Origin of the sequence: Bartonella sp. AP88HLJMH (assembly GCF_042195605.1) — a bacterium.
Lineage (GTDB): Bacteria > Pseudomonadota > Alphaproteobacteria > Rhizobiales > Rhizobiaceae > Bartonella.
Genome location: NZ_JBHIOR010000009.1, coordinates 1 through 22,785 on the forward strand (window position 1 = coordinate 1; position 22,785 = coordinate 22,785).

Annotated in this window: 30 protein-coding genes and 2 pseudogenes; all 32 read left to right on the forward strand. The window is 40.4% G+C overall.

The features are described from left to right. A pseudogene (locus tag ACFIMA_RS05520) lies at positions 1-65 on the forward strand (elongation factor Tu); the annotation flags it as partial. Between the two features lie 61 nt (positions 66-126). Next, positions 127-435, forward strand: a complete 309-nt coding sequence (rpsJ, locus tag ACFIMA_RS05525) for a 30S ribosomal protein S10 (RefSeq protein ID WP_005773267.1) — start codon at positions 127-129, stop codon at positions 433-435. Between the two features lie 27 nt (positions 436-462). Continuing rightward, positions 463-1,200, forward strand: a complete 738-nt coding sequence (gene rplC, locus ACFIMA_RS05530; RefSeq protein WP_273791404.1) for a 50S ribosomal protein L3 — start codon at positions 463-465, stop codon at positions 1,198-1,200. Between the two features lie 2 nt (positions 1,201-1,202). Further along, on the forward strand, positions 1,203-1,823 hold the full coding sequence (rplD, locus tag ACFIMA_RS05535) for a 50S ribosomal protein L4 (RefSeq protein ID WP_375613145.1): 621 nt from the start codon (positions 1,203-1,205) through the stop codon (positions 1,821-1,823). Continuing rightward, positions 1,820-2,113 (forward strand): 50S ribosomal protein L23, encoded by a 294-nt coding sequence (locus ACFIMA_RS05540; RefSeq protein ID WP_273723987.1) that lies wholly within the window; start codon positions 1,820-1,822, stop codon positions 2,111-2,113. Before rplD ends, ACFIMA_RS05540 begins: the two co-directional genes overlap by 4 nt. A gap of 20 nt (positions 2,114-2,133) precedes the next feature. Beyond that, on the forward strand, positions 2,134-2,967 hold the full coding sequence (rplB, locus tag ACFIMA_RS05545) for a 50S ribosomal protein L2 (protein ID WP_375611474.1): 834 nt from the start codon (positions 2,134-2,136) through the stop codon (positions 2,965-2,967). A 15-nt stretch (positions 2,968-2,982) separates the two neighbouring features. Beyond that, complete coding sequence (rpsS, locus tag ACFIMA_RS05550; protein WP_004855734.1) at positions 2,983-3,261, forward strand: 30S ribosomal protein S19; 279 nt, start codon at positions 2,983-2,985, stop codon at positions 3,259-3,261. Positions 3,262-3,263: 2 nt separating this feature from the next. Beyond that, positions 3,264-3,653: a 50S ribosomal protein L22 gene (rplV, locus tag ACFIMA_RS05555; RefSeq protein WP_273791407.1), complete on the forward strand. Its 390-nt coding sequence runs from the start codon at positions 3,264-3,266 to the stop codon at positions 3,651-3,653. After that, a complete protein-coding gene (gene rpsC, locus ACFIMA_RS05560; protein WP_375678019.1) occupies positions 3,653-4,363 on the forward strand; it encodes a 30S ribosomal protein S3 in 711 nt (236 codons plus the stop codon). Before rplV ends, rpsC begins: the two co-directional genes overlap by 1 nt. Positions 4,364-4,399: 36 nt before the next feature. Then, positions 4,400-4,813: a 50S ribosomal protein L16 gene (rplP, locus tag ACFIMA_RS05565; RefSeq protein ID WP_375611475.1), complete on the forward strand. Its 414-nt coding sequence runs from the start codon at positions 4,400-4,402 to the stop codon at positions 4,811-4,813. A 12-nt stretch (positions 4,814-4,825) separates the two neighbouring features. Continuing rightward, a pseudogene (gene rpmC, locus ACFIMA_RS05570) lies at positions 4,826-5,027 on the forward strand (50S ribosomal protein L29). An 11-nt stretch (positions 5,028-5,038) separates the two neighbouring features. Continuing rightward, positions 5,039-5,278, forward strand: coding sequence for a 30S ribosomal protein S17 (gene rpsQ, locus ACFIMA_RS05575; RefSeq protein WP_012231991.1), 240 nt, complete (start codon positions 5,039-5,041; stop codon positions 5,276-5,278). Between the two features lie 144 nt (positions 5,279-5,422). Continuing rightward, entirely contained in the window at positions 5,423-5,791 is a 369-nt protein-coding gene (rplN, locus tag ACFIMA_RS05580) for a 50S ribosomal protein L14 (RefSeq protein WP_004855715.1), read from the forward strand. A 12-nt stretch (positions 5,792-5,803) separates the two neighbouring features. Beyond that, positions 5,804-6,118 (forward strand): 50S ribosomal protein L24, encoded by a 315-nt coding sequence (gene rplX, locus ACFIMA_RS05585; protein ID WP_015856579.1) that lies wholly within the window; start codon positions 5,804-5,806, stop codon positions 6,116-6,118. Further along, positions 6,111-6,668 (forward strand): 50S ribosomal protein L5, encoded by a 558-nt coding sequence (gene rplE / locus ACFIMA_RS05590; RefSeq protein ID WP_375611477.1) that lies wholly within the window; start codon positions 6,111-6,113, stop codon positions 6,666-6,668. Before rplX ends, rplE begins: the two co-directional genes overlap by 8 nt. A gap of 24 nt (positions 6,669-6,692) precedes the next feature. After that, positions 6,693-6,998: a 30S ribosomal protein S14 gene (rpsN, locus tag ACFIMA_RS05595; RefSeq protein ID WP_273791412.1), complete on the forward strand. Its 306-nt coding sequence runs from the start codon at positions 6,693-6,695 to the stop codon at positions 6,996-6,998. Between the two features lie 14 nt (positions 6,999-7,012). Then, complete coding sequence (gene rpsH / locus ACFIMA_RS05600) at positions 7,013-7,411, forward strand: 30S ribosomal protein S8 (protein ID WP_375693189.1); 399 nt, start codon at positions 7,013-7,015, stop codon at positions 7,409-7,411. Between the two features lie 39 nt (positions 7,412-7,450). After that, on the forward strand, positions 7,451-7,984 hold the full coding sequence (rplF, locus tag ACFIMA_RS05605) for a 50S ribosomal protein L6 (RefSeq protein WP_375692230.1): 534 nt from the start codon (positions 7,451-7,453) through the stop codon (positions 7,982-7,984). 12 nt (positions 7,985-7,996) lie between these two features. Beyond that, positions 7,997-8,359: a 50S ribosomal protein L18 gene (gene rplR / locus ACFIMA_RS05610; RefSeq protein ID WP_273791414.1), complete on the forward strand. Its 363-nt coding sequence runs from the start codon at positions 7,997-7,999 to the stop codon at positions 8,357-8,359. 111 nt (positions 8,360-8,470) lie between these two features. After that, positions 8,471-9,019 carry a 30S ribosomal protein S5 gene (gene rpsE / locus ACFIMA_RS05615; protein WP_015856574.1) on the forward strand — a complete coding sequence of 183 codons (549 nt, stop codon included), beginning with the start codon at positions 8,471-8,473 and terminating at the stop codon, positions 9,017-9,019. A 31-nt stretch (positions 9,020-9,050) separates the two neighbouring features. Then, complete coding sequence (rpmD, locus tag ACFIMA_RS05620; protein ID WP_375611481.1) at positions 9,051-9,257, forward strand: 50S ribosomal protein L30; 207 nt, start codon at positions 9,051-9,053, stop codon at positions 9,255-9,257. A 20-nt stretch (positions 9,258-9,277) separates the two neighbouring features. Then, entirely contained in the window at positions 9,278-9,745 is a 468-nt protein-coding gene (gene rplO / locus ACFIMA_RS05625) for a 50S ribosomal protein L15 (protein WP_375613141.1), read from the forward strand. A 161-nt stretch (positions 9,746-9,906) separates the two neighbouring features. After that, entirely contained in the window at positions 9,907-11,253 is a 1,347-nt protein-coding gene (gene secY / locus ACFIMA_RS05630) for a preprotein translocase subunit SecY (protein ID WP_375611483.1), read from the forward strand. After that, on the forward strand, positions 11,250-11,828 hold the full coding sequence (locus ACFIMA_RS05635; RefSeq protein WP_375632413.1) for an adenylate kinase: 579 nt from the start codon (positions 11,250-11,252) through the stop codon (positions 11,826-11,828). Before secY ends, ACFIMA_RS05635 begins: the two co-directional genes overlap by 4 nt. Positions 11,829-12,010: 182 nt before the next feature. Beyond that, positions 12,011-12,379, forward strand: coding sequence for a 30S ribosomal protein S13 (rpsM, locus tag ACFIMA_RS05640; protein ID WP_026500557.1), 369 nt, complete (start codon positions 12,011-12,013; stop codon positions 12,377-12,379). 114 nt (positions 12,380-12,493) lie between these two features. Further along, positions 12,494-12,883 carry a 30S ribosomal protein S11 gene (rpsK, locus tag ACFIMA_RS05645; protein WP_007347762.1) on the forward strand — a complete coding sequence of 130 codons (390 nt, stop codon included), beginning with the start codon at positions 12,494-12,496 and terminating at the stop codon, positions 12,881-12,883. 94 nt (positions 12,884-12,977) lie between these two features. Further along, the gene (locus ACFIMA_RS05650) at positions 12,978-13,991 is read left to right on the forward strand and encodes a DNA-directed RNA polymerase subunit alpha (protein WP_375611485.1); all 1,014 of its coding nucleotides are present in this window, start codon (positions 12,978-12,980) and stop codon (positions 13,989-13,991) included. Between the two features lie 24 nt (positions 13,992-14,015). Next, complete coding sequence (rplQ, locus tag ACFIMA_RS05655) at positions 14,016-14,444, forward strand: 50S ribosomal protein L17 (RefSeq protein WP_375613139.1); 429 nt, start codon at positions 14,016-14,018, stop codon at positions 14,442-14,444. 267 nt (positions 14,445-14,711) lie between these two features. After that, on the forward strand, positions 14,712-16,106 hold the full coding sequence (locus ACFIMA_RS05660) for a DegQ family serine endoprotease (RefSeq protein WP_375632412.1): 1,395 nt from the start codon (positions 14,712-14,714) through the stop codon (positions 16,104-16,106). Positions 16,107-16,115: 9 nt separating this feature from the next. Next, positions 16,116-17,441 (forward strand): replication-associated recombination protein A, encoded by a 1,326-nt coding sequence (locus ACFIMA_RS05665; RefSeq protein WP_375613137.1) that lies wholly within the window; start codon positions 16,116-16,118, stop codon positions 17,439-17,441. Positions 17,442-18,407: 966 nt separating this feature from the next. Next, positions 18,408-19,451 (forward strand): recombinase RecA, encoded by a 1,044-nt coding sequence (gene recA / locus ACFIMA_RS05670; protein ID WP_273791424.1) that lies wholly within the window; start codon positions 18,408-18,410, stop codon positions 19,449-19,451. A 206-nt stretch (positions 19,452-19,657) separates the two neighbouring features. Continuing rightward, positions 19,658-22,324 carry an alanine--tRNA ligase gene (alaS, locus tag ACFIMA_RS05675; RefSeq protein WP_375678022.1) on the forward strand — a complete coding sequence of 889 codons (2,667 nt, stop codon included), beginning with the start codon at positions 19,658-19,660 and terminating at the stop codon, positions 22,322-22,324. The last annotated feature ends 461 nt before the right edge of the window (positions 22,325-22,785 follow it).

The window sequence follows — 22,785 nt, forward strand, 5'->3', positions numbered from 1 at the left end:
GTTTTGCTATTCGTGAAGGTGGTCGTACTGTTGGTGCCGGTATCGTCTCTAAGATCATTGAATAAATAATGCTTGTTGAGTGCTTTGATTATTGAAGGCACTTTGTATAACAGGGAAATAAAGAGCATGAACAGTCAGAATATTCGCATTCGCTTGAAAGCGTTTGATCATAGAATTCTTGATACGTCGACGCGTGAGATCGTATCGACTGCTAAACGTACCGGTGCAAATGTCCGTGGTCCCATTCCGCTTCCGACGCGGATTGAGAAGTTTACGGTCAATCGTGGACCGCATATCGATAAGAAAAGTCGTGAGCAGTTTGAGATGCGAACACATAAGCGTCTTCTTGACATTGTTGATCCAACGCCGCAAACAGTGGATGCGCTTATGAAGCTCGATCTTTCTGCTGGTGTGGATGTAGAAATTAAGCTCTGAGGTTTGAGGACAGAAGGAACAGACCCGATGCGTTCAGGTGTAATAGCACAGAAGCTGGGCATGACCCGTATTTATAATGATGCTGGTGAGCATGTGCCGGTGACGGTACTTCGTTTGGAGAATTGTCAAGTCGTTGCTCAGCGTACAGTTGAAAAGAATGGTTATACTGCTGTTCAATTAGGTGTAGGCTTTGCTAAGGTTAAGAATACTTCACAAGCTCTTCGTGGACATTTTGCTAAGGCTTCTGTTGAGCCTAAAGCCAAAATAGCAGAGTTTCGTGTGAGTCCCGACAATCTTCTTGATGTTGGTACTGAGATTACAGTGGAACATTTTGTTCCAGGACAAAGAGTTGATGTGACTGGTACCAGTATTGGTAAGGGGTTTGCTGGTGTTATGAAACGACATAACTTTGGTGGACATCGTGCTTCTCATGGTAATTCGATTACACATCGTGCTCATGGTTCTACAGGGCAGTGCCAAGATCCTGGTAAAGTTTTTAAAGGTAAAAAAATGGCTGGCCATATGGGGCAAGTGCGTGTAACAACACAGAATATTGAAGTTATTTCCACTGATAGTGAGCGTGGTTTAATTTTAGTGCGTGGTGCTGTTTCTGGTTCTAAAGGTTCTTGGATTTTGATACGGGATGCTGTGAAGAAGCGTCTTCCTGATAATGCTCCAAAGCCTGCTGGTATTCGCCGTCTTGTGAAGGAGAAAGCGGAAATGGTTACTCCGGTGACGGAAACCTCTGAGGTTGAGGGAGCCTAATAATGGATCTTGTAATTAAAACTCTTGATGGTAATGAAGCTGGCAAATTAAAGGTTTCTGAAGCTATTTTTGATCTTGTTCCGCGTGAGGATATTTTGCAACGTGTTGTTCGTTGGCAGCTTGCACGTCGTCAGCAGGGAAGTCATCAATCCCAAGGTCGTTCTGATGTGTCGCGAACAGGGGCAAAAATGTTTAAACAGAAAGGAACTGGGCGTGCTCGACATTCATCTGCACGTGCACCGCAGTTTAGGGGTGGGGGTAAGGCACATGGACCGGTGGTTCGTAGCCATGCGCATGATCTTCCTAAAAAGATTCGTGCTCTTGGGTTACGTCTTGCTTTATCTGCAAAATTAAAAGCAAAAGATTTAATTATTGTGGATGAGTTGACTGTTAAGGATGCTAAAACGAAAATGCTTGTTTCTCATTTTTCTAAGCTTGGATTTAATAACGCTCTCTTGATTGATGGTAAAGAGATTGATATTAACTTTTTTCGTGCAGCCTCTAATATCCCTAATATTGACATTTTGCCTATTCAGGGAATTAATGTTTATGATATTTTGCGTCGCAGCAAACTTGTTTTATCAAAAGCAGCTGTTGAGGCTCTTGAGGAGCGTTTTAAATGACAGATCTTCGCCATTATGATATAATTATTAGTCCAGTTATTACTGAAAAGGCGACTATGATTTCTGAATATAATCAAGTTGCTTTTAATGTCGCGCCGAAAGCGACGAAGCCTGAGATTAAGGCTGCTATTGAAGCGCTTTTTAGCGTAAAAGTTAAAGCAGTTAACACGATAGTCCGTAAGGGTAAAGTGAAGCGTTTCAAAGGTATAGTTGGTCGGCAGAGTGATGTCAAAAAAGCGATCGTAACTCTGGCCAGTGGTCAGACTATCGACGTTTCGACAGGTCTTTAAGAGGCTCGGAGATAGGAATAATGGCACTTAAGCAGTTTAATCCAACGACACCTGGGCAGCGTCAGCTTGTTATTGTGGAACGTTCTTGTCTTTATAAGGGAAAACCTGTAAAGATGTTAACTGAAGGTTTGTCTTCAAAGGGTGGACGTAATAATCGCGGTCGTGTTACTGCTCGTTTTCAGGGTGGTGGACATAAACGTAGTTATCGGTTTGTCGACTTTAAGCGTCTTAAACGTGATGTTTCAGCAAAGGTTGAGCGTTTAGAATACGATCCTAATCGTACCGCTTTTATTGCTTTAATCCGCTATGAGGATGGGCAATTGAGTTATATTCTTGCACCACAGCGTCTTGGTGTTGGTGATTCTGTTATGGCTGGTTTAAATGTGGATGTTAAACCAGGTAATGCTATGCCTCTTGCTAATATGCCTGTAGGTACAATTATTCATAATGTTGAGATGAAGCCAGGGAAAGGCGGACAGATTGCACGTTCAGCAGGTGCTTATGCGCAGTTGGTTGGACGAGATCATGGTATGGCTATTCTTCGTTTAAATTCTGGTGAGCAGCGTTTGGTTCCGAGTAGCTGTTTTGCAACTGTTGGCGCTGTTTCAAATCCTGATCATGGGAATATTAATGATGGTAAGGCGGGGCGGTCACGTTGGCGTGGTAAACGTCCACATGTTCGTGGTGTTGCTATGAACCCCGTTGATCACCCACACGGTGGTGGTGAAGGTCGTACATCGGGGGGGCGCCATCCAGTTTCTCCCTGGGGTAAACCTACGAAAGGTAAGCGTACGCGCTCCAATAAAGCCACTGATAAATTTATTATGCGTACGCGTCATCAACGCAAGAAATGAGAAAGGTAGTCTGAGGTGGTTCGTTCAGTGTGGAAAGGTCCGTTTGTTGACGGCTATCTTCTTGGTAAAGCAGAGAAGGTACGTGCAAGTGGGCGCAACGAAGTTATAAAAATATGGAGTCGTCGCTCTACTATTTTACCGCAATTTGTTGGTTTAACTTTTGGTGTTTACAACGGTAATAAGCATATTCCTGTTTCTGTTTCTGAAGAGATGGTTGGGCATAAGTTTGGTGAGTTCGCTCCTACCCGGACTTATTATGGTCATGGTGCCGATAAGAAAGCGAAGAGGAAGTAGGAATGGGAAAAGCTAAAGTTTCGCGCCAGCTTAAAGATAATGAAGCAAGAGCTGTCACGCGGACAATTCGTGTTAGTCCGCAGAAGCTTAATTTAGTTGCTGCAATGATTCGTGGTAAAAGAGTTAATGTAGCGCTCGCTGATTTGATGTTTTCACGCAAGCGAATTGCTGCTACTGTGAAAAAAACGCTTGAATCAGCAATTGCAAATGCAGAAAATAACCACGATCTTGATATTGATTCGCTTGTTGTGGCGGAAGCTTATGTTGGTAAGTCGATAGTGATGAAGCGCTTTCATGTTCGTGGTCGAGGGCGTGCTAGTAGAATTGAACGTCCATTTTCGCATCTTACTGTTATTGTTCGTGAAGTTACCGAAAAAGTGGAGGCCGCGTAATGGGGCAGAAGATCAATCCAATAGGACTTCGTCTTGGTGTTAATCGGACTTGGGACTCTCGTTGGTATGCTGATAGTGGTGAATATGGGCGCCTTCTTCATGAAGATTTGAAAATTCGTTCATATGTGCTTGAGGAACTTAAACAGGCGGCTATTTCTAAGGTTGTTATTGAGCGTCCTCATAAAAAGTGTCGTATTACAATTCATTCTGCACGTCCTGGTTTGATTATTGGTAAAAAGGGTGCTGATATCGAAAGGCTTCGTCGTAAACTCTCAGAAATGACGGATGCTGAAACTTCATTGAATATTGTGGAGATTCGTAAACCGGAGATTGATGCGACAATTATTGCGCAATCAATTGCTCAACAGTTAGAGCGTCGTGTTGCTTTTCGTCGTGCAATGAAGCGTGCTGTTCAGTCTGCTATGCGTCTTGGTGCGGAAGGTATTCGTATCAATTGTTCTGGCCGTCTTGGTGGTGCTGAAATTGCTCGTATGGAATGGTATCGTGAAGGTCGTGTTCCACTTCATACCTTGCGTTCTGATGTTGATTACGGTACAGCAGAAGCTAAGACCGCTTATGGTATTTGTGGTATTAAAGTTTGGGTCTTTAAGGGTGAGATTCTTGAGCATGATCCGATGGCTTCAGAACGTCGTGCTACGGAAGCTGATCAATCTGGTTCTTCATCGAATCGTCGCCGCGAAAATGCTTAGTTTTTGAGATTGAACTAAAATTTGGAGTAGAGAACAATGTTGCAGCCAAAGCGCACAAAGTTCCGTAAACAGTTCAAAGGCCGTATTCACGGTTTTGCGAAGGGTGGTACGGATTTGAATTTCGGTGCCTACGGTTTGAAGGCTGTTGAGCCGGAGCGGGTTACTGCTCGTCAAATTGAAGCGGCGCGTCGTGCGATTACACGTTATATGAAGCGTTCTGGTCGTGTGTGGATTCGTATTTTTCCAGATCTTCCGGTTACATCTAAACCGACTGAAGTTCGTATGGGTAAAGGTAAGGGAAGTGTTGATTATTGGGCTGCACGTGTTGCTCCTGGGCGCGTCATGTTTGAGCTTGATGGAGTTCCGGAGGATGTTGCACGTGAAGCACTAAGATTGGGTGCTGCAAAGTTGCCTATAAAAACGCGTTTCATCCAGCGTATTGCTGAATAATGAGGTTAAGCGATGAGAGCCACAGAATTACGGGCGCAAACGCTCGACCAAATGAAAGATGAATTGGCTAAGTTAAAGAAAGAGCAATTTAATTTGCGTTTTCAAAAAGCAACAGGTCAATTAGAAAAGACTGCGCGCGTTAGACAAGTTCGTCGTGATATTGCGCGTATTAAAACTTTTCTTCGTCAAAAGAATAAGTGAAAGTAAGGTTTAAGGAAATAAGAGATGCCTAAACGCGTTTTGCAGGGTGTTGTTATTAGCGACAAAAGTGATAAGACTGTTGTTGTCAAAGTTGAACGCCGTTATTCTCATCCGCTTCTTAAGAAGACTGTTCGGCAGTCTAAAAATTATAAAGCGCATGACGAAAACAACCAATTCAAGATTGGGGATCAAGTTTCTATTCAGGAATCTAGACCAATTTCGAAAGATAAATGTTGGATTGTTGTAAAAGACAATGTAGCGTAATGAGTTAAGCTTATTGTTTTAGAATTTAACAGTGTGGTTATCATTGATAAATTTGAAGGCGATAACTTTATCGTTATTTGGCAGGCAAATCCGAGTGTGTAAAAGATACAATCGGATATATGTGTTAAGAGAAGGTGGCCAGTCATGATTCAGATGCAAACAAACCTTGACGTTGCTGATAATTCTGGAGCGCGTCGTGTCATGTGCATCAAAGTGTTAGGCGGTTCAAAGCGGAAATATGCTTCGGTCGGTGACATTATTGTTGTTTCGGTTAAGGATGCAATTCCTCGTGGCCGTGTTAAAAAAGGTGATGTTATGAAAGCTGTTGTGGTTCGTACTGCTAAGGATATTCGTCGCGCAGATGGTAGTGTCATTCGTTTTGATAGTAATGCTGCGGTTTTAGTAGATAATAAAAAAGAGCCGATCGGTACTCGTATCTTTGGACCTGTTCCCCGTGAATTGCGTGGTAGGAATCATATGAAGATCATCTCGCTTGCTCCTGAAGTTCTGTAAGGAGTAAATGTTATGCAAAAGATTCGAAAAGGTGATAAAGTTGTTGTTTTGTCCGGTAAGGATAAAGGATGTAGTGGTGAAGTAATTAAGGTTAGTCCAAAAGAGAATAAGGCTTTTGTTCGTGGGATTAATATGATTAAACGTCATCAACGTCAAACGCAGAAGCAAGAAGCTGGAATTATTTCTAAAGAAGCTCCGATTCATCTGTCTAATTTGGCGATTGCTGATCCTAAAGATGGTAAGCCTACACGTGTAGGCTTTCGTATGAATGCAGATGGTAATAAAGTTCGTTTTGCCAAGCGTTCGGGAGAGTTGATTAATGGCTGAGGAAAGACAAATACCGCGTATGAAAGCGCATTATTTTGAAGTGATTCGTAAAGTGCTTCAAGAGAAGTTTAATTACAGAAATGCGATGCAAATTCCGCGGATTGATAAAGTTGTAATAAATATGGGGATAGGTGAAGCAACTGCTGATTCGAAGAAACCTTCCCTTGCCGCTGAGGATTTAGGGCTAATAACGGGTCAGAAGGCTGTTGTTACGCGTGCGCGTAATTCTATTGCGACCTTTAAGGTTCGTGAAGGAATGCCTCTTGGGGCTAAAGTTACATTGCGTAAAGATCGTATGTTTGAGTTTTTAGATCGTCTTGTGACGATTGCTCTTCCGCGGGTTCGTGACTTTCGTGGTTTAAATCCAAAGAGTTTTGATGGCCGTGGCAATTTTGCTATGGGTATTAAAGAACACATTGTGTTTCCAGAAATCAACTATGATAAAGTTGATCAAATTTGGGGTATGGATATTATCGTTTGTACGACAGCAAAAACGGATGATGAAGCTCGTGAGTTATTGCGTGCTTTTAATTTTCCTTTTCGTTCGTAACGGCAAACGTAGTGAGGTGAAATTATGGCCAAAGTAAGTGCCGTTGAAAAAAATAAGCGTCGTGAGGTGATGGTAAAGCGCTATGCTGCCCGTCGTGCACGTTTGAAAGCAATAGTTATGGATCAGAAGGTTTCTCTTGAAGAACGTTTTAAAGCTTCTGTTCAGTTGGCAGAGTTGCCGCGTAATTCTTCGAAAGTTCGTATTCGTAATCGCTGTGAGGTTTCAGGTCGTCCGCGGGCTTATTATCGTAAATTAAAAATGTCGCGAATTGCGTTGCGTGAGCTTGGCTCTATTGGCTATATTCCTGGTATTGTAAAGTCTAGTTGGTAAGAGGAGATTATTTAATGTCTGTGTCAGATCCTCTTGGTGATATGCTAACACGTATTCGTAATGCACTTGGTCGTAAAAAAGGTAAAGTAGTTACTCCAGCTTCGAAGCTTCGTGCGCACGTTCTTGATGTTCTTCAGTCGGAAGGTTATATTCGCGGATATAATCGAATTGATTTAGGTGATGGGAAAGCTGAAATTGAAATCGAATTGAAGTATTTTGAAGGGCTGGCTGCTATTCGTGAGATTTCACGTGTATCAAAGCCAGGGCGTCGTGTGTATGTTTCTGCTAAGTCACTTCCTCAGGTGGCAAATGGCCTTGGTATTTCGATTTTATCGACTCCTAAAGGCGTCATGGCAGATCATGAGGCGCGTGAACAGAATGTTGGTGGAGAACTCCTTTGTCGTGTTTTCTAAGTTATGTCAAGAAAACGGAAGAAAAAGTAGGTTAGAACAATGTCTCGTATTGGAAAGAAACCCATTTCAATTCCTTCTGGAGTTACTGCTACTGTTGAAGGACAGCTGGTTAAGGTAAAAGGTCCAAAAGGTGAGCTGAGTTACGTCGTCAATGATGAAGTCTTAGTCAAACTTGAGGAGAATATCATATCAGTTATGCCGCGGGATCAGTCAAAAGATGCGCGTTCTAAATGGGGTATGTCGCGCTCAATGATTGAGAACATTTTTTGTGGTGTGAAAGATGGTTTTGAAAAGAGGTTGGAGATTAATGGGGTTGGTTATCGTGCTGCTTTGCAGGGTAAGGATGTTCAACTATCTCTGGGCTTTTCGCATGATGTGGTTTATAAAGTTCCGTCGGGTGTTACTGTGACTGTTCCTAAGCCAACGGAAATTGTTGTTTCTGGAATTGATAAACAGCAAGTTGGACAAGTTGCAGCGGAGATTCGTGAGTATCGTAGGCCTGAGCCTTATAAAGGTAAAGGTGTTAAGCATGCAGATGAACGTATCTTCCGTAAAGAAGGTAAAAAGAAATAAGGATTTTGTATTATGGTTTCATCTAAGGACATTATCCAACGTCGTGCAAGGCGTGTTCGTCGTAGAATTAAAATGGTTTCTCATGATCGTCCTCGGCTTAGTGTTTATCGTTCAAATCAGAACATTTATGCTCAAGTTATCGATGATTTGCGGGGATGTACACTTGTTTCAGCCTCTACTCTTGAAAGTGATTTGAAAAAATCGTTAAAGAGTGGTGCTGATAAAAAGGCGGCCTTTGCTGTTGGTAAGTTAATTGCTGAGCGTGCGAAGAAAGCCGGTGTTAATGAGGTGGTTTTTGATCGTGGAGCGTATGTGTACCATGGTCGCGTCAAAGCTTTAGCTGAAGCTGCTCGTGAAGGTGGTTTGAATTTCTAAAATTTCTTATTTATGAATGAGTAAGGAGAGTTTAGAGTATTTCGTTTAAGTTCTTCCAGTTTGATGAGGGACTTTGTTATCGTGCTTCCGGAAAAGAAAAAGGAATGAGGAATGGCACAAAAAGAACGTGGTGAGAGAGAAGAACGCGATAATGAATTTGTCGATAGGCTCGTTCATATCAATCGTGTTGCTAAAGTTGTAAAGGGTGGTCGGCGTTTTGGTTTTGCTGCTCTTGTTGTCGTTGGAGATCAAAAAGGGCGTGTGGGTTTTGGACATGGTAAAGCCCGTGAAGTTCCAGAAGCCGTTCGTAAAGCAACGGAATCTGCGAAACGTGGGATGATTTATGTTCCGCTTCGGTCTGGGCGTACATTGCATCATGATCTTGAAGGTCGTCACGGAGCTGGGCGTGTTTTGCTACGTTCGGCTTCTGCTGGTACTGGTATTATTGCTGGGGGACCGATGCGTGCTATTTTTGAAGCTCTTGGTATGCAGGATGTCGTTGCAAAATCACTAGGGTCGTCGAATCCTTATAACATGGTTCGTGCAACATTTGATGCATTGAAACATCAAATGCATCCTAGAGATATTGCTGCTCAACGTGGTATAAAGTATTCGACTTTGCAGGCGCGTCGTCGCCATTTAGTCGACCTAGAAGGGTAGTTTCTGAGATTATCAGAAAAGGAATTAGGAAATGGTTCAGAAAAAATCTCAGAGTGGTAAAACTGTGACGGTGGAACAAATTGGAAGCCCTATTCGAAACTCACAGATTCAGCGTGCAACCTTAAAGGGGCTTGGACTAAATAAAATGCGTCGTCGGCGCGTTTTAGATGATACACTTTGTGTGCGGGGTATGATTGCTCGGGTTCGGCATCTTGTTCGCGTTATAGATGAAGGTTAAGGGTTGCGGGAGTATTAGATATGAAACTCAATGAACTGCGTGATTGCGAAGGCGCAACAAAAAATCGTAAGCGTGTTGGGCGTGGTATTGGTTCCGGTACGGGTAAGACTGGTGGTCGTGGTGTAAAAGGGCAAAAGTCACGTTCTGGTGTTTCCCTTAATGGTTTTGAAGGTGGGCAAATGCCCATCTATCGTCGTTTGCCAAAACGTGGATTTAGGAATTTCTTTGCTAAAACCTACAATGAAGTTTCACTAGGACGTATTCAGTTGGCAGTTGATGCAGGTAAGTTGAATATTGAAAAGCCTGTTGATATGGTTTCTTTGAAAGAGGCTGGTATTATTCGTCGTGAAAAAGATGGGGTTCGTCTTCTTTCTGATGGTGATTTGAAGGCTAAGATTACCTTTCATGTTTCTGGTGCTTCACAAGCTGCTCGTGTTAAGATTGAAAAAGTGGGTGGCCAGGTTATTCTTCCTGATATTGCTCGATAATTTTTTAATATGAATAGAGACCTAAAGAAGAATAATATCTGTTTTGTGGGATCTTTTGTGGAGAATTGTTTAAGTTCTGCATTTGTTTGTGTATGCATATATGAATTTTAGGATTATACTTCTGTGATTTGAAGAACTGGAGTGTAAAGTGGAGACGTTTTATGGCATCAGCAGCAGAGCAATTTGCTTCCAATATAAATTTCGGCACCTTTTCGCGTGCAACTGAATTAAAGAAACGCATCTGGTTTACTCTGTTGGCGCTTCTTGTATATCGTTTTGGCACTTACATCTCTCTTCCAGGTATCAATATCGATGCTTTGCGGCAAACATTTGAACATCACGCGTCGGGTGTATTAGGACTCTTTAATATGTTTGCTGGAGGTGCCGTTGGGCGTATGGCTATTTTTGCGCTGGGTATCATGCCTTATATATCTGCATCTATTATTGTGCAATTGTTAACATCTATTATTCCTTCTTTGGAAACTCTTAAAAAAGAAGGGGATTTAGGTCGTAAGATTATCAATCAATATACGCGTTATGTAACAGTCGTATTGGCAATTCTACAAGCTTTTGGTATTGCGGTTGCGCTTGAAAGCGGTATAGGGTCGGGGCTTCAAATTGTTTTAGAACCAGGTCTTATGTTTCGTATTTCTTCTGTTATTACGCTTGTTGGCGGAACGATGTTTCTTATGTGGCTTGGCGAGCAAATTACGTCACGTGGTATTGGTAATGGGGTTTCTCTTATCATTTTTACAGGGATTGTAGCCAACTTTCCTTCTACTTTTGCTCAGCTTTTGACAGCTCATAGTCAGGCTGATTTATCAACTTTTCTTTTAATAGGAATCGTTCTTATTGCTGTTTTGGTTATTGGGCTTATTGTTTTTATAGAGCGTGCGCAACGGCGAATTCTTATCCAATACCCGAAACGTCAGGTCGGTAATCAAATGTTTCAAGGAGATATGTCGCATCTTCCTTTGAAATTGAATACTGCTGGTGTTATTCCACCTATTTTTGCTTCATCTTTATTATTATTACCTGCCACTATTAATAATTTTTCTGATAAAATGCCACAATGGGTTCAGGAGATTTCTTATGCTCTTGGTCATGGACAGCCACTTTATATGATTGTTTATGCATTTTTAATGGCGTTTTTTTGCTTTTTTTATACAGCTATTGTGTTTAATCCAAGTGATACTGCAGATCAGTTGAAAAAACATTCTGGTTTTATTCCAGGGATTCGTCCAGGTGAGCGTACAGCCGAATATATTGATTACGTTTTGACGCGTATTACTGTTGTGGGCGCTATTTATATTATCTTGGTTTGTTTGTTACCTGAATTTATGATATCTGCATTACAGGTTCCTTTTTATCTTGGGGGAACATCCTTGTTGATTGTTGTTACTGTTACACTTGATACGGTTGCTCAAATTCAGGGGCATCTTGTTGCCCACCAATATGAAGGGTTGATAAAAAAATCAAAACTTCGTGGAGGTAGAAGGAATCGATGAGAGTTATTCTTTTAGGTCCTCCTGGAGCGGGAAAAGGTACGCAAGCAAAAATGTTGACTGAGGAATATAACATTCCTCATTTATCAACAGGGGATATGTTGCGTGAGGTGATTGCCAAAGAAACGGAGATTGGTAAAAAAGCTAAAGCTATTATAAGTTCTGGTGCTTTGGTACCTGATAGTATTGTTAATCAAATCGTATCAGATCGGATTGATGAAGCTGATTGTGTAAACGGTTTTGTTTTGGATGGATATCCGCGAACTGTGGGGCAAGCAGAAGCGTTGCAACAGATACTGGATTCAAAAAATATGCGGCTTAATGCTGTTATTGAATTGTGTGTTGATGAAGACGTGTTGATTGAACGTATGAAGAAGCGCGTTGAGGAAACAATAGCGACTGGTGGACAGGTTCGTTTAGATGACAATCCTGTTGCTTTTGCAAAAAGATTAGTAGAATATCGTGAAAAAACAGCTCCCTTATCAAAATTTTATTCAGAGAGGGGAATGTTGAAGGTTATTGATGGAATGATTGGTGTTGCTGAAGTGACACGTATGATTAGAGGGTTTCTTTCATGAGATTTTTTTTTAGAAATAAATGAAAAGAGTTGACTTTTGAGATGAAATCTATCAAAAGTGAATTTAATTTATTTTAGTGAAATAATAGGATTCGGAAGAATTTTTTTTCTGAGTCTATTTTTTTCTGTAAAGTATATCAGGTATTTTATAACAATTTGTCAAAATAACTAAGGAGAGTAGGCGTGGCTCGTATTGCTGGCGTCAATATCCCGACAAATAAGCGTGTAATTATTGCGCTTCAATATATCCACGGGATTGGACCAAAATTTGCTCAAGAAATTATTGAAAGAGTTGGCATTCCTTTGGGGCGTCGTGTGCATGAGCTTTCAGATGCTGAGGTGCTGCAGATTCGTGAGGCAATAGATCAGGGGTATCAAGTTGAAGGTGATCTTCGTCGTGAGGTTGCTATGAATGTTAAGCGTTTGATGGATCTTGGTTGTTATCGGGGATTGCGTCATCGCCGATCTTTGCCTGTCCGAGGACAGCGTACACATACGAATGCCCGTACACGTAAAGGTCCGGCTAAGGCAATCGCCGGTAAGAAGAAATAAGGGCCTTTGTGGAAGGTTTTTTATATATTCTTTTTCTTGTTTGATTTGTTTGACAAGGAAAAAAGGTGGAGCTGCTGATGTTACGGCAGTGATGAGATCGTTGAAAGGGAAATTATGGCCAAGGAAGCCACACGTGTTCGTCGTCGCGAACGTAAAAATATTTCATCGGGTGTTGTGCATATTAATTCAACATTTAATAACACAATGATTACTATTACTGATGCTCAGGGTAATGCAATTGCTTGGTCATCTGCGGGAGCTCAGGGGTTTAAAGGTGCGCGTAAATCGACACCTTTTGCTGCTCAAGTTGCTGCGGAGGATTGTGCAAGAAAAGCGCAAGAGCATGGTATGCGTTCTTTGGAAGTTGAAGTTTGTGGACCTGGATCAGGGCGTGAATCTGCTTTACGTGCATTGCAATCTGTTGGTTTTGTCATTACTTCTATTCGCGATGTAACACCAATTCCTCATAATGGATGTCGTCCGCGGAAAAGGCGGCGTGTTTAATTGGGTGTTGTTTTTTGTTGTCGGAGATTTCTCTGATGTTCACATTGGTCGTTACGATTGAATGGTAACGGAACTAAAGAACGGGAATAAAAATATGATCCAGAAAAACTGGCAGGAACTTATTAAACCCAATAAGGTTGAATCATGTGCACATGATAATCCAAATATTATAAGTGTGATTGCTGAACCTCTTGAGCGTGGTTTTGGTTTAACGTTAGGAAATGCGCTTCGTCGCGTTTTGTTATCTTCGCTTCGTGGTGCTGCTATTACTGCTGTGCAGATTGACGGTGTCTTGCATGAATTTTCATCGATTCCAGGTGTGCGTGAGGATGTTACGGATATTATTCTGAATATAAAAGAAATTGCGCTTCGTATGGAAGAAGAAGGGCCTAAACGTGTCGTCGTTTATAAAGAGGGGCCTGGTGTCGTGAAAGCGGGAGATATCAGTACAGTTGGGGATATGGAAATTCTAAATCCAGATCATGTTATTTGTACTCTTGATGAAGAAGCTGAAATTCGTATGGAATTTATTGTCAACACAGGAAAGGGGTATGTTCCATCTGATCGTAATTGTGTTGATGATGCACGTATAGGGCTTATTCCAATTGATAGTCTTTATTCACCTATCCGTAAGGTATCTTATAAAGTAGAAAATACACGCGAAGGTCAAGTTCTCGATTATGATAAATTAACGCTCACGATTGAAACAAACGGTGCTGTTAATGGTGAGGATGCTGTTGCTTTTGCAGCACGCATTCTTCAGGATCAATTATCGTTATTTATTAACTTTGAAGAGCCACAGAAGGAGCCTGTTGAAGAGGCTGATTCTGAGCTTTCTTTTAATCCTGCTCTTCTCAAAAAAGTGGATGAATTAGAACTTTCAGTTCGTTCGGCAAATTGTCTTAAGAATGATAATATTGTCTATATTGGTGATCTGATTCAGAAAACAGAATCTGAAATGCTTCGGACACCGAACTTTGGTCGCAAGTCGTTGAATGAGATTAAAGAAGTTTTGGCGTGTATGGGTTTACATCTTGGGATGGAGATTCCTGCGTGGCCGCCTGAAAACATTGATGATCTTGCAAAACGTTATGAAGATCAATATTAAAATTAGAATTTAAGGAGAGGGCTTATGCGCCATAGTAAGTCAGGACGCAAGTTGAACCGTACTGCCAGTCACCGTAAAGCGATGTTTGCAAATATGGCAACTTCGTTGATCGAGCATGAGCAGATTGTGACAACACTACCAAAGGCTAAGGAAATTCGTCCTATTGTTGAAAAACTCGTTACTCTTGGTAAGCGTGGTGGTTTGCATGCGCGTCGGCAAGCTATTGCAGCACTTGGTGATGCAGGAAAGGTTGCAAAATTATTTGATACGCTTGCGCCACGTTATGCATCACGCAACGGTGGGTATTTGCGTATTATGAAAGCGGGGTTTCGTACTGGTGATAATGCGCCCATGGCTGTTATAGAATTTGTTGATCGTGATGTTGAAGCGAAGGGTGCTGGGGATCGTGCTCGCATGGAAGCTTCTGAGAATGAAAAGGGAACATCTTCGTAGAGTTTTTTATTCTGTTGGATTTTTAAAGGCCGCCTTGTCTTGGGCGGTTTTTTTGTGAGCATTTTTAAGTTTGTTTTAGTTGAGAAATAGGTGCAGAGAGAAAATTATAGAATATTGAATTATCTTATTTTTATAATATTTATTGTTCAAATAGGTTGTTTTTATTCTCTATTATGAAATATTAATAGAGGTCCTTAATTTGCGGGGATACGTTTTTTTATTCTATTAATCTTCAACAGAATGTGCTGATTTTATAAGGAGTGGATTATGAGGTATTCTTTTTGGGTGCGGATTTTTTTTGCAATTATGATGCAGATATCATTTGATCATGTATATGCTCATGTTCCTCAAACACAAACAGAAATCACCCTTTCATTTGCTCCTTTAGTTAAAAAGACAGTTCCATCTGTTGTAAATATTTATGCAGCTCGACAAATTAGAGCTCGATCACCTTTTGAAGGCGATCCATTTTTTGAGCAATTTTTTGGTCGTTTTCAAAATAAACTTCCTGTTCGTAAGCAATCGTCATTAGGATCAGGGGTGATTGTTGATGCACGTGGTTTGATCGTTACAAATTACCACGTCATTAAAGATGCAAGCGAAATTAAAGTGGCTTTTTCTGATGGACGGGAGTTTGAGAGTAAGGTCGTGCTCAAAGATGAAGCAACTGATATTGCAATTCTTGAAGTTAAGGAAAAAGATGCTCAATTTCCGGTTCTTTCTTTGGGAAATTCTGATACTGTTGAAGTTGGTGATCTTGTTCTTGCTATTGGTAATCCCTTTGGTGTTGGTCAAACAGTTACAAGTGGTATTGTTTCAGCGCAAGCGCGTACACGTGTTGGGATTTCTGATTTTGACTTTTTTATTCAAACAGACGCAGCCATTAATCCAGGGAATTCTGGTGGCGCTTTAATTGATATGAAAGGTCAGTTAATCGGAATTAATACGGCTATTTATTCGCGTTCCGGTGGTTCTGTAGGGATTGGTTTTGCTATTCCAGTTAATCTTGTAAAAGTGATGCTTGATACTGTTAAACGCGGTGGAAAATATTTTGTGCCGCCTTATATTGGGGCTTCTTTTCAAAATGTTACAGCTGATATTGCTGGTGGTTTAGGTTTAGAACGTCCCTATGGTGCTCTTATTGTTGAAGTTATCAAAGATAGTCCTGCTGAAAAAGCTGGATTGAAAGTAGGTGATGTTATTTTGAGTGTGCAGGGGGTACGCGTTGACAGTCCAGATAGTCTTGGTTATCGTTTGATGACAGCTGACGTTGAGCATAGTCTTGCCTTGGAATATTTACGAAGTGGAAAAACTTTAAAAACACAAATAACAGTTTCATCAATATCAGAAACTGCATTTTTAAAATCTGAAAAAATTACGGGTGACAGTCCTCTTGCTGGTGCTGAGGTGTTAGATTTAACACCGCAAAATAGTCGACGTTTTCATCTTCCTATATCTGCAAAAGGGGTTGTGATTACCAATCTTGAGGAAATGAGCAATGCAGCTGGAATTTTTCAGTCAGGAGATATTCTACGTGTTGTAAATGGCCATAAAATTCAAACAGTTCATCAGTTGAAAAAGGTTCTTATGCAAGGTCGCTCAAATATGTGGCAATTGGAATATGAACGTGATGGTATGTATATTCGCCAATTTATTCGTTGAGGTTTTTTTTTGAAGAAAGATTTTTTTACTTCGTCGTTTGATTTTCAAGTTAATAAAAATCAGCCACTTGCAGAAAGAATGCGCCCTTGTTCTCTCAATGATGTTGTGGGACAAAAGCATTTGATTGGAGAGGATGGTTTGCTTTCACGTATGGCGGCAACAGGCTCAATTGGATCGATGATTTTTTGGGGACCTCCAGGGACGGGAAAAACGACCGTTGCACGTTTGTTAGCCCTTGAAACAAATTTCGCGTTTGAACAGGTTTCTGCTATTTTTACAGGAGTTTCTGAACTTAAAAAGATTTTTGAAGTTGCGCAGAGGCGTTTTATATCTGGGGATAAAACACTTCTCTTTGTTGATGAAATTCATCGGTTTAATCGTGCACAGCAGGATAGTTTTCTTTCTGTGATGGAAGAGGGTACTGTGGTACTTATAGGTGCAACAACCGAAAATCCTTCTTTTGAACTGAATGCTGCCCTTCTTTCGCGTGCACGTGTTTTAACATTTCTTTCTCATGATCATGAAAGTTTGGACATGCTTTTGAGGCGTGCTGAAGAAGTGGAGGGAAAAACTCTTCCCTTGGATAATGATGCCAGAGACGTTTTGATAGAGATGTCTGATGGTGATGCGCGGGTTGCGTTAACATTGGCAGAGGAAGTTTGGTCTATTGCGCCATTGGGAGAGATTCTTGATGTTGTTGCTTTGCAAAAAGTTATTCAGCGTCGTGCGCCTATTTATGATAAAGGACGAGATGGGCATTATAATCTCATTTCAGCGTTGCATAAATCCGTTCGTGGATCTGATCCTGATGCTGCGCTTTATTATTTGGCACGTATGTTGGATGCTGGTGAAGATCCTCTCTATATTGGGCGAAGATTGGTTCGTATGGCCGTTGAAGATATTGGTTTGGCGGATCCTCAAGCTCTTGTCATTTGTAATGCAGCAAAAGATGCCTATGATTATTTAGGATCACCAGAAGGAGAGTTGGCCTTGGCGCAAGCATGTCTTTATGTTGCAACTGCGCCAAAGTCAAATGCAGCATATCTTGCGTATAAAGCAGCACTGCGTTGTGCACGCAAAAATGGCTCTTTACCACCTCCTAAGCATATTCTTAATGCTCCTACGAAATTTATGAAGGAAGAAGGGTATGGAAGTGGTTATTGTTATGACCATGATGAACCAGATGCTTTTTCAGGACAAGAATATTTTCCCGAAAAACTTGGACGTCAGAGTTATTATAAACCAGTTGAGCGTGGTTTTGAGCGTGAAATTGTGAAACGTCTTGAGTGGTGGCAACAGTTGCGCAAAAAACGTAAAGATCAAAATAAAATTTGAGTTGAAATACGTTTTTTATTGATCTCTTATGTTATTGTATGAGAAATTTAGCTTATATCTTAAACATTTATTGCATTGCTTGTAGAGATTTTTTTTGATATTTTCAAAAGTGCATGTTTTTTCAAATTTAAATATGTCATTCAACTTTTAAGCTGCTTTATTTTTTTGGTTTTATTAAATAATATATTGACTTAAATGATAATTGACTGTTTCGTAAGTTGAATGAAAGTTTCAAATACCGTAAATTTCTCTCATCCCAAGTCTGTTATTTGTTGAAGCAATCAAGTTATTCGCTTGCATGTTACAAGCAGGATTAGCGTGTGATAAAAACTGTACAAGAAAGGACTAAAAATCCCTCTTATGAATTGTCTCAAGTGCCGAGAGTTGTTGCAATATTGGAGGATGATAAATAGTGTGATGGTGCCGGCTTTCTCCTTCCATAGAGTAAAGATGGTGGCGCCTAAAGGGTTTTGTAGTATACCACATTCATAGGTGTTGTCACAAAATGAGCTTGGAAGTTTTGAGAGATGTTTCTTAAATCAAGTGTATGAATATGCAACACAATAGCGTTTTGTTCTTCGATGCAATAGGGTATGAGGTTGATTGATGATGCGTTTTTTGTGTGATCAATAGCGGGAGAATTCTTAGTCTCTCAAGTATTTAATCAAAGGGATAAGCAGAAGGGTTGTAGAACATTGTGTTTAAAATTAAATTGTTCCTTTTCTAGAGAGATATAAATATGTTAACTATGCTCCCGTAGAGATATTACTTTATTAGAGTTTATTATGTGTCATAAGATAAGCAATGCCAATTCTTTATTGTGATGGTCATGAATGTTTATGGACATAATGTGGAGATAGGAATGGAAATAGTCTGTGAAACTCTAAACTCAAGCCTTTAGTTAAATTAAAAGTACAGTGTACACTAAAGTTTTAGGTTATTATGAATTCGGTCAAGGATATAATCGTGGATAAAACAAAAGCTCTCGATGCTGCTCTCTCACAAATTGAACGTTCTTTTGGTAAAGGCTCGATTATGCGTCTTGGGCAAAAAGAGCAGGTTGTTGAAATTGAAACAATTCCAACAGGGTCGTTATCCTTGGATATTGCTTTAGGGATTGGTGGATTACCGAAGGGGCGTATTGTTGAGATTTATGGACCAGAAAGTTCTGGGAAAACAACATTGGCTCTCCATGCTATTGCTGAGGCACAGAAAGGTGGTGGGATTTGTGCTTTTATTGATGCAGAGCATGCGCTTGATCCTATTTATGCGCGTAAGCTTGGTGTTGATTTAGAAAACTTGTTCATTTCTCAGCCAGATACCGGTGAACAGGCATTGGAAATTACAGAAACGTTGGTTCGTTCTGGTGCCGTTGATGTGCTTGTTGTGGATTCTGTCGCAGCTTTAACACCGCGAGCAGAAATTGACGGTGAAATGGGTGATGCTTTGCCCGGATTGCAAGCTCGGTTAATGAGTAAAGCGTTACGAAAATTAACCGCAGCAATTTTTCGCTCTAACTGTATGGTTGTTTTTATTAATCAAATTCGCATGAAAATTGGTGTGATGTTTGGTTCTCCTGAAACGACAACGGGTGGAAACGCTTTAAAGTTTTATGCTTCTGTTCGTTTAGATATTCGTCGCATTGGATCCATTAAAGATAGGGATTCAATCGTTGGTAATCAGACGCGCGTTAAAGTGGTGAAAAATAAATTGGCACCTCCATTCAAACAGGTTGAGTTTGATATTATTTATGGTGAAGGTATTTCCAAAGTAGGTGAATTGATTGATTTGGGTGTCAAGGTTGGTGTTGTGGAAAAATCTGGTGCATGGTTTTCTTATAATTCTCAGCGTTTAGGGCAGGGGCGTGAGAATGCAAAGCAGTTTTTACGTGAACATGTGGAAATAGCTACAGAGATTGAAGCAGCTTTGCGCCAAAATGCTGGTTTGATTGCGATTGAATTGTTAGAAAATGCAGGGTCAGAAAATATAGAAAGTGATGAAGCCATTTGATGGGGCGTTTTTTTCGTCTATAATTTTTTTTCTTTAAGATTTTTCTGTTTTTTTGTTTGAGTTTTTAAATACGCAGTCATTTTTTTCTCAATTTTTTAAAACAAATATTCCATTTTTGATTAAATTGACTCCATGCGTGGCTAAGAGGATTTAATGAGGGGGGATTTTTCTTTTATGGTTTTGTGCTGTATTGAGCAGGTGTCAACATGAATAGTGTTAATAATATTCGGTCAACATTTTTGGATTATTTTCATCGTAATGGGCATAAAGTTCTTTCTTCTAGTCCGCTTGTTCCGCGGAATGATCCTACACTTATGTTTACAAATGCAGGGATGGTGCAGTTTAAAAATGTTTTTACTGGACTTGAACAACCTTCTTATACGCAGGCAACAACGGCACAAAAATGTGTTCGTGCGGGTGGAAAGCATAATGATCTTGATAATGTTGGTTATACGGCGCGCCATCATACATTTTTTGAAATGCTGGGTAATTTTTCTTTCGGTGATTATTTCAAAGAAGAAGCTATTTTTTTATCATGGAATCTTTTAACAAAGGAATTTTGCCTGCCAAAAGATAAATTGTTGGTGACAGTTTATCAGAGTGATGATGTTGCTGCTGAACTGTGGCGTAAAATTTCAGGTCTTCCAGATGAAAAAATTGTTCGTATTGCGACGGCTGATAATTTTTGGTCGATGGGAGAAACAGGCCCTTGTGGGCCTTGTTCGGAGATTTTTTATGATCATGGTGATGAAATATGGGGCGGTCCTCCTGGAAGTGCTAATGAAGATGGGGATCGCTTTATTGAGATTTGGAATCTTGTTTTTATGCAGTATGAGCAAGTTTCCAAGGAAGAACGTGTTAACTTACCTCACCCTTCTATTGATACAGGCATGGGATTAGAGCGTATTGCTGCTGTTTTACAGGGCGTTCATGATAATTATGACATTGATCTTTTTCGTGCATTAATTGCTGCATCAGAAGAAATTACAGGGATTGAGGCAAAGGGTGATTTTATTGCCAGCCATCGTGTCATTGCTGATCATCTTCGCTCATCTGCATTTTTGATTGCTGATGGTGTGCTTCCTTCTAATGAAGGAAGAGGATATGTTTTACGTCGTATTATGCGTCGTGCTATGCGTCATGCGCATCTTCTTGGTGCTAAAGAGCCCTTAATGTGGCGACTTTTGACTGCTTTAATTCGCGAAATGGGACAAGCTTATCCTGAGTTGACACGTGCTGAATCTTTGATTTCAGAAACTTTAAGGTTAGAAGAAATACGTTTTCGTAAAACGCTTGAACGAGGACTTGGTTTGTTGAACGAAGCAAGTACCGATCTTAAAGAAGGAGACTATTTGAATGGTGAAGTTGCTTTCAAACTTTATGATACCTATGGTTTTCCGCTTGATTTGACGCAAGATGTTCTTCGTCGTCGCGGAATATCTGTTGACGTTGGTGCTTTTGATAAAGCGATGGAACGCCAAAAAGAGGAAGCACGTGCCAATTGGTCTGGTTCTGGAGAAGCTGTAACAGAGAAAATCTGGTTTTCTGTTCGTGATCAAGTGGGGGCCACAGAGTTTTTAGGTTATGAAACTGAGACAGCGAAAGGTATTCTTACAGCTCTTGTATGTGATGGTAAAATTGTTGATCATATTTCTTCAGATCAGAAAGCTATGCTTGTTGTTAATCAGACACCTTTTTATGGTGAATCTGGTGGGCAAATTGGTGATAGCGGTATCATTTCTGGTGAAAATTTTATTTTTAAGGTGCATGATACCCAAAGAAAGGGTGATGGTGTTTTTATCCATATTGGGGAGGTGAAATCTGGTCAGGCATCGAGGTCTGATTGTGTAGAATTAACGGTTGATATTGTTCGTCGTAAGAAAATTCGTGCGAATCACTCTGCTACTCATTTGTTACACGAAGCTTTACGCCAAACATTGGGGGACCATGTTACACAAAAGGGTTCTCTTGTATCGCCAGATCGGTTGCGTTTTGATTTTTCCCATCCAAAATCCGTTTCACCAAAAGAGTTGAAAAAAATAGAAGATTTAGCCAATGAGATTATTTTGCAAAATAGTAAAGTAATAACGCGCCTCATGGCTGTAGATGATGCCATTTCTGAAGGAGCCATGGCATTGTTTGGTGAAAAATATGGTGATGAAGTTCGCGTTGTTTCTATGGGGGAGCCACTTGAACAGGAAAGATTAAAAAAGCGTTGGTCAATTGAGCTTTGTGGAGGGACACATGTGGAGCGAACAGGTGATATTGGTTTAATTCATATTGTTTCTGAAAGTTCTGTTTCAGCTGGAGTGCGGCGTATTGAAGCTTTAACAGGCAAAGAAGCACGTCTTTATCTTAGCCGCCAAGATGAACGTATTCATGAAATCGCTGATCTTTTAAAAACTTCTTCTGCTGGTGTGGAAGAACGGGTGCGAATTTTGCTTGATGATCGTCGTAAACTTGAAAAAGAATTGAATGATGTACGCAAGAAAATGATGTTGAGTGGTGGGGTAACAGAAAGGAGCCAAGGTGATATTACCATCATCAATGGGCTTTCTTTTACTGGACGCATTGTTAAAAATATTTTACCACGGGATCTTAAGGCGCTCGTCGATTCTGAGAAAAAACAAATTGGATCTGGAGTGGTTGCTTTTATTAGTGTCTCGGAGGATGGAAAAGGGAGTGCTGTTGTCGGTGTTACGGATGATTTAACGGATAAATTAAATGCTGTAGATCTCGTTCGTATTCTTTCAGCGATGCTTGGTGGTAAAGGTGGAGGTGGCCGTTCTGATATGGCACAGGCTGGTGGTCCTGAGGGGAACAAAGCTGATGAAGCATTTGCGGCACTAAAAGATTTTCTTGAAAAAAATTAAATTAAATCATTCTGCATAGGTGTTTTTTACATTGTTATATTGGGTTGGCATCTATGTATCATGAATATCTGTCTGGTGTATTTCTGAAATGCAGATACAGCGTAATTGGGGGAAATACAATTGTAAAGATAAAGACAGTGTTTGTCTTTATCACCACTGTATCATTTGGCTTTATAGCTTCCAAGCGTTTTAGGAATCACCTTTTTAAGATAAGATAGACTATGCAGCACTTCATGCTTTGCTGTGTATTCTTTTACTAGGGAGACTAGTTATTGTGTTGCTCTTATAGATTTTTTGAAGAAACATCTCTTTTTATGAAAGGAATAGTACAAGATTTATTGCATACGATTATCCTTATAAAGTTAAAAGCTGTCATTATTCTATTAGTTTTCAAATGAATAAAATCTCTTTTCTTGAAAAGGCTTATAAAGAGTTGTTGTATCTTAGAGCTATTGTGTTGT

Coding starts and splice junctions, on each gene's coding strand:
- rpsE (WP_015856574.1), top strand. CDS start 8,471: ATGGCACAAAAAGAACGTGGTGAGAGAGAAGAACGCGATAATGAATTT.
- alaS (WP_375678022.1), top strand. CDS start 19,658: ATGAATAGTGTTAATAATATTCGGTCAACATTTTTGGATTATTTTCAT.
- rplD (WP_375613145.1), top strand. CDS start 1,203: ATGGATCTTGTAATTAAAACTCTTGATGGTAATGAAGCTGGCAAATTA.
- rplC (WP_273791404.1), top strand. CDS start 463: ATGCGTTCAGGTGTAATAGCACAGAAGCTGGGCATGACCCGTATTTAT.
- rpsH (WP_375693189.1), top strand. CDS start 7,013: ATGTCTGTGTCAGATCCTCTTGGTGATATGCTAACACGTATTCGTAAT.
- secY (WP_375611483.1), top strand. CDS start 9,907: ATGGCATCAGCAGCAGAGCAATTTGCTTCCAATATAAATTTCGGCACC.
- rpsQ (WP_012231991.1), top strand. CDS start 5,039: ATGCCTAAACGCGTTTTGCAGGGTGTTGTTATTAGCGACAAAAGTGAT.
- ACFIMA_RS05660 (WP_375632412.1), top strand. CDS start 14,712: ATGAGGTATTCTTTTTGGGTGCGGATTTTTTTTGCAATTATGATGCAG.
- rplF (WP_375692230.1), top strand. CDS start 7,451: ATGTCTCGTATTGGAAAGAAACCCATTTCAATTCCTTCTGGAGTTACT.
- rplX (WP_015856579.1), top strand. CDS start 5,804: ATGCAAAAGATTCGAAAAGGTGATAAAGTTGTTGTTTTGTCCGGTAAG.
- rplN (WP_004855715.1), top strand. CDS start 5,423: ATGATTCAGATGCAAACAAACCTTGACGTTGCTGATAATTCTGGAGCG.
- rpsC (WP_375678019.1), top strand. CDS start 3,653: ATGGGGCAGAAGATCAATCCAATAGGACTTCGTCTTGGTGTTAATCGG.
- rpsN (WP_273791412.1), top strand. CDS start 6,693: ATGGCCAAAGTAAGTGCCGTTGAAAAAAATAAGCGTCGTGAGGTGATG.
- ACFIMA_RS05540 (WP_273723987.1), top strand. CDS start 1,820: ATGACAGATCTTCGCCATTATGATATAATTATTAGTCCAGTTATTACT.
- rpsJ (WP_005773267.1), top strand. CDS start 127: ATGAACAGTCAGAATATTCGCATTCGCTTGAAAGCGTTTGATCATAGA.
- rpmD (WP_375611481.1), top strand. CDS start 9,051: ATGGTTCAGAAAAAATCTCAGAGTGGTAAAACTGTGACGGTGGAACAA.
- rplR (WP_273791414.1), top strand. CDS start 7,997: ATGGTTTCATCTAAGGACATTATCCAACGTCGTGCAAGGCGTGTTCGT.
- rplB (WP_375611474.1), top strand. CDS start 2,134: ATGGCACTTAAGCAGTTTAATCCAACGACACCTGGGCAGCGTCAGCTT.
- rpsK (WP_007347762.1), top strand. CDS start 12,494: ATGGCCAAGGAAGCCACACGTGTTCGTCGTCGCGAACGTAAAAATATT.
- rplV (WP_273791407.1), top strand. CDS start 3,264: ATGGGAAAAGCTAAAGTTTCGCGCCAGCTTAAAGATAATGAAGCAAGA.
- ACFIMA_RS05635 (WP_375632413.1), top strand. CDS start 11,250: ATGAGAGTTATTCTTTTAGGTCCTCCTGGAGCGGGAAAAGGTACGCAA.
- rplO (WP_375613141.1), top strand. CDS start 9,278: ATGAAACTCAATGAACTGCGTGATTGCGAAGGCGCAACAAAAAATCGT.
- rplQ (WP_375613139.1), top strand. CDS start 14,016: ATGCGCCATAGTAAGTCAGGACGCAAGTTGAACCGTACTGCCAGTCAC.
- rplP (WP_375611475.1), top strand. CDS start 4,400: ATGTTGCAGCCAAAGCGCACAAAGTTCCGTAAACAGTTCAAAGGCCGT.
- rplE (WP_375611477.1), top strand. CDS start 6,111: ATGGCTGAGGAAAGACAAATACCGCGTATGAAAGCGCATTATTTTGAA.
- ACFIMA_RS05650 (WP_375611485.1), top strand. CDS start 12,978: ATGATCCAGAAAAACTGGCAGGAACTTATTAAACCCAATAAGGTTGAA.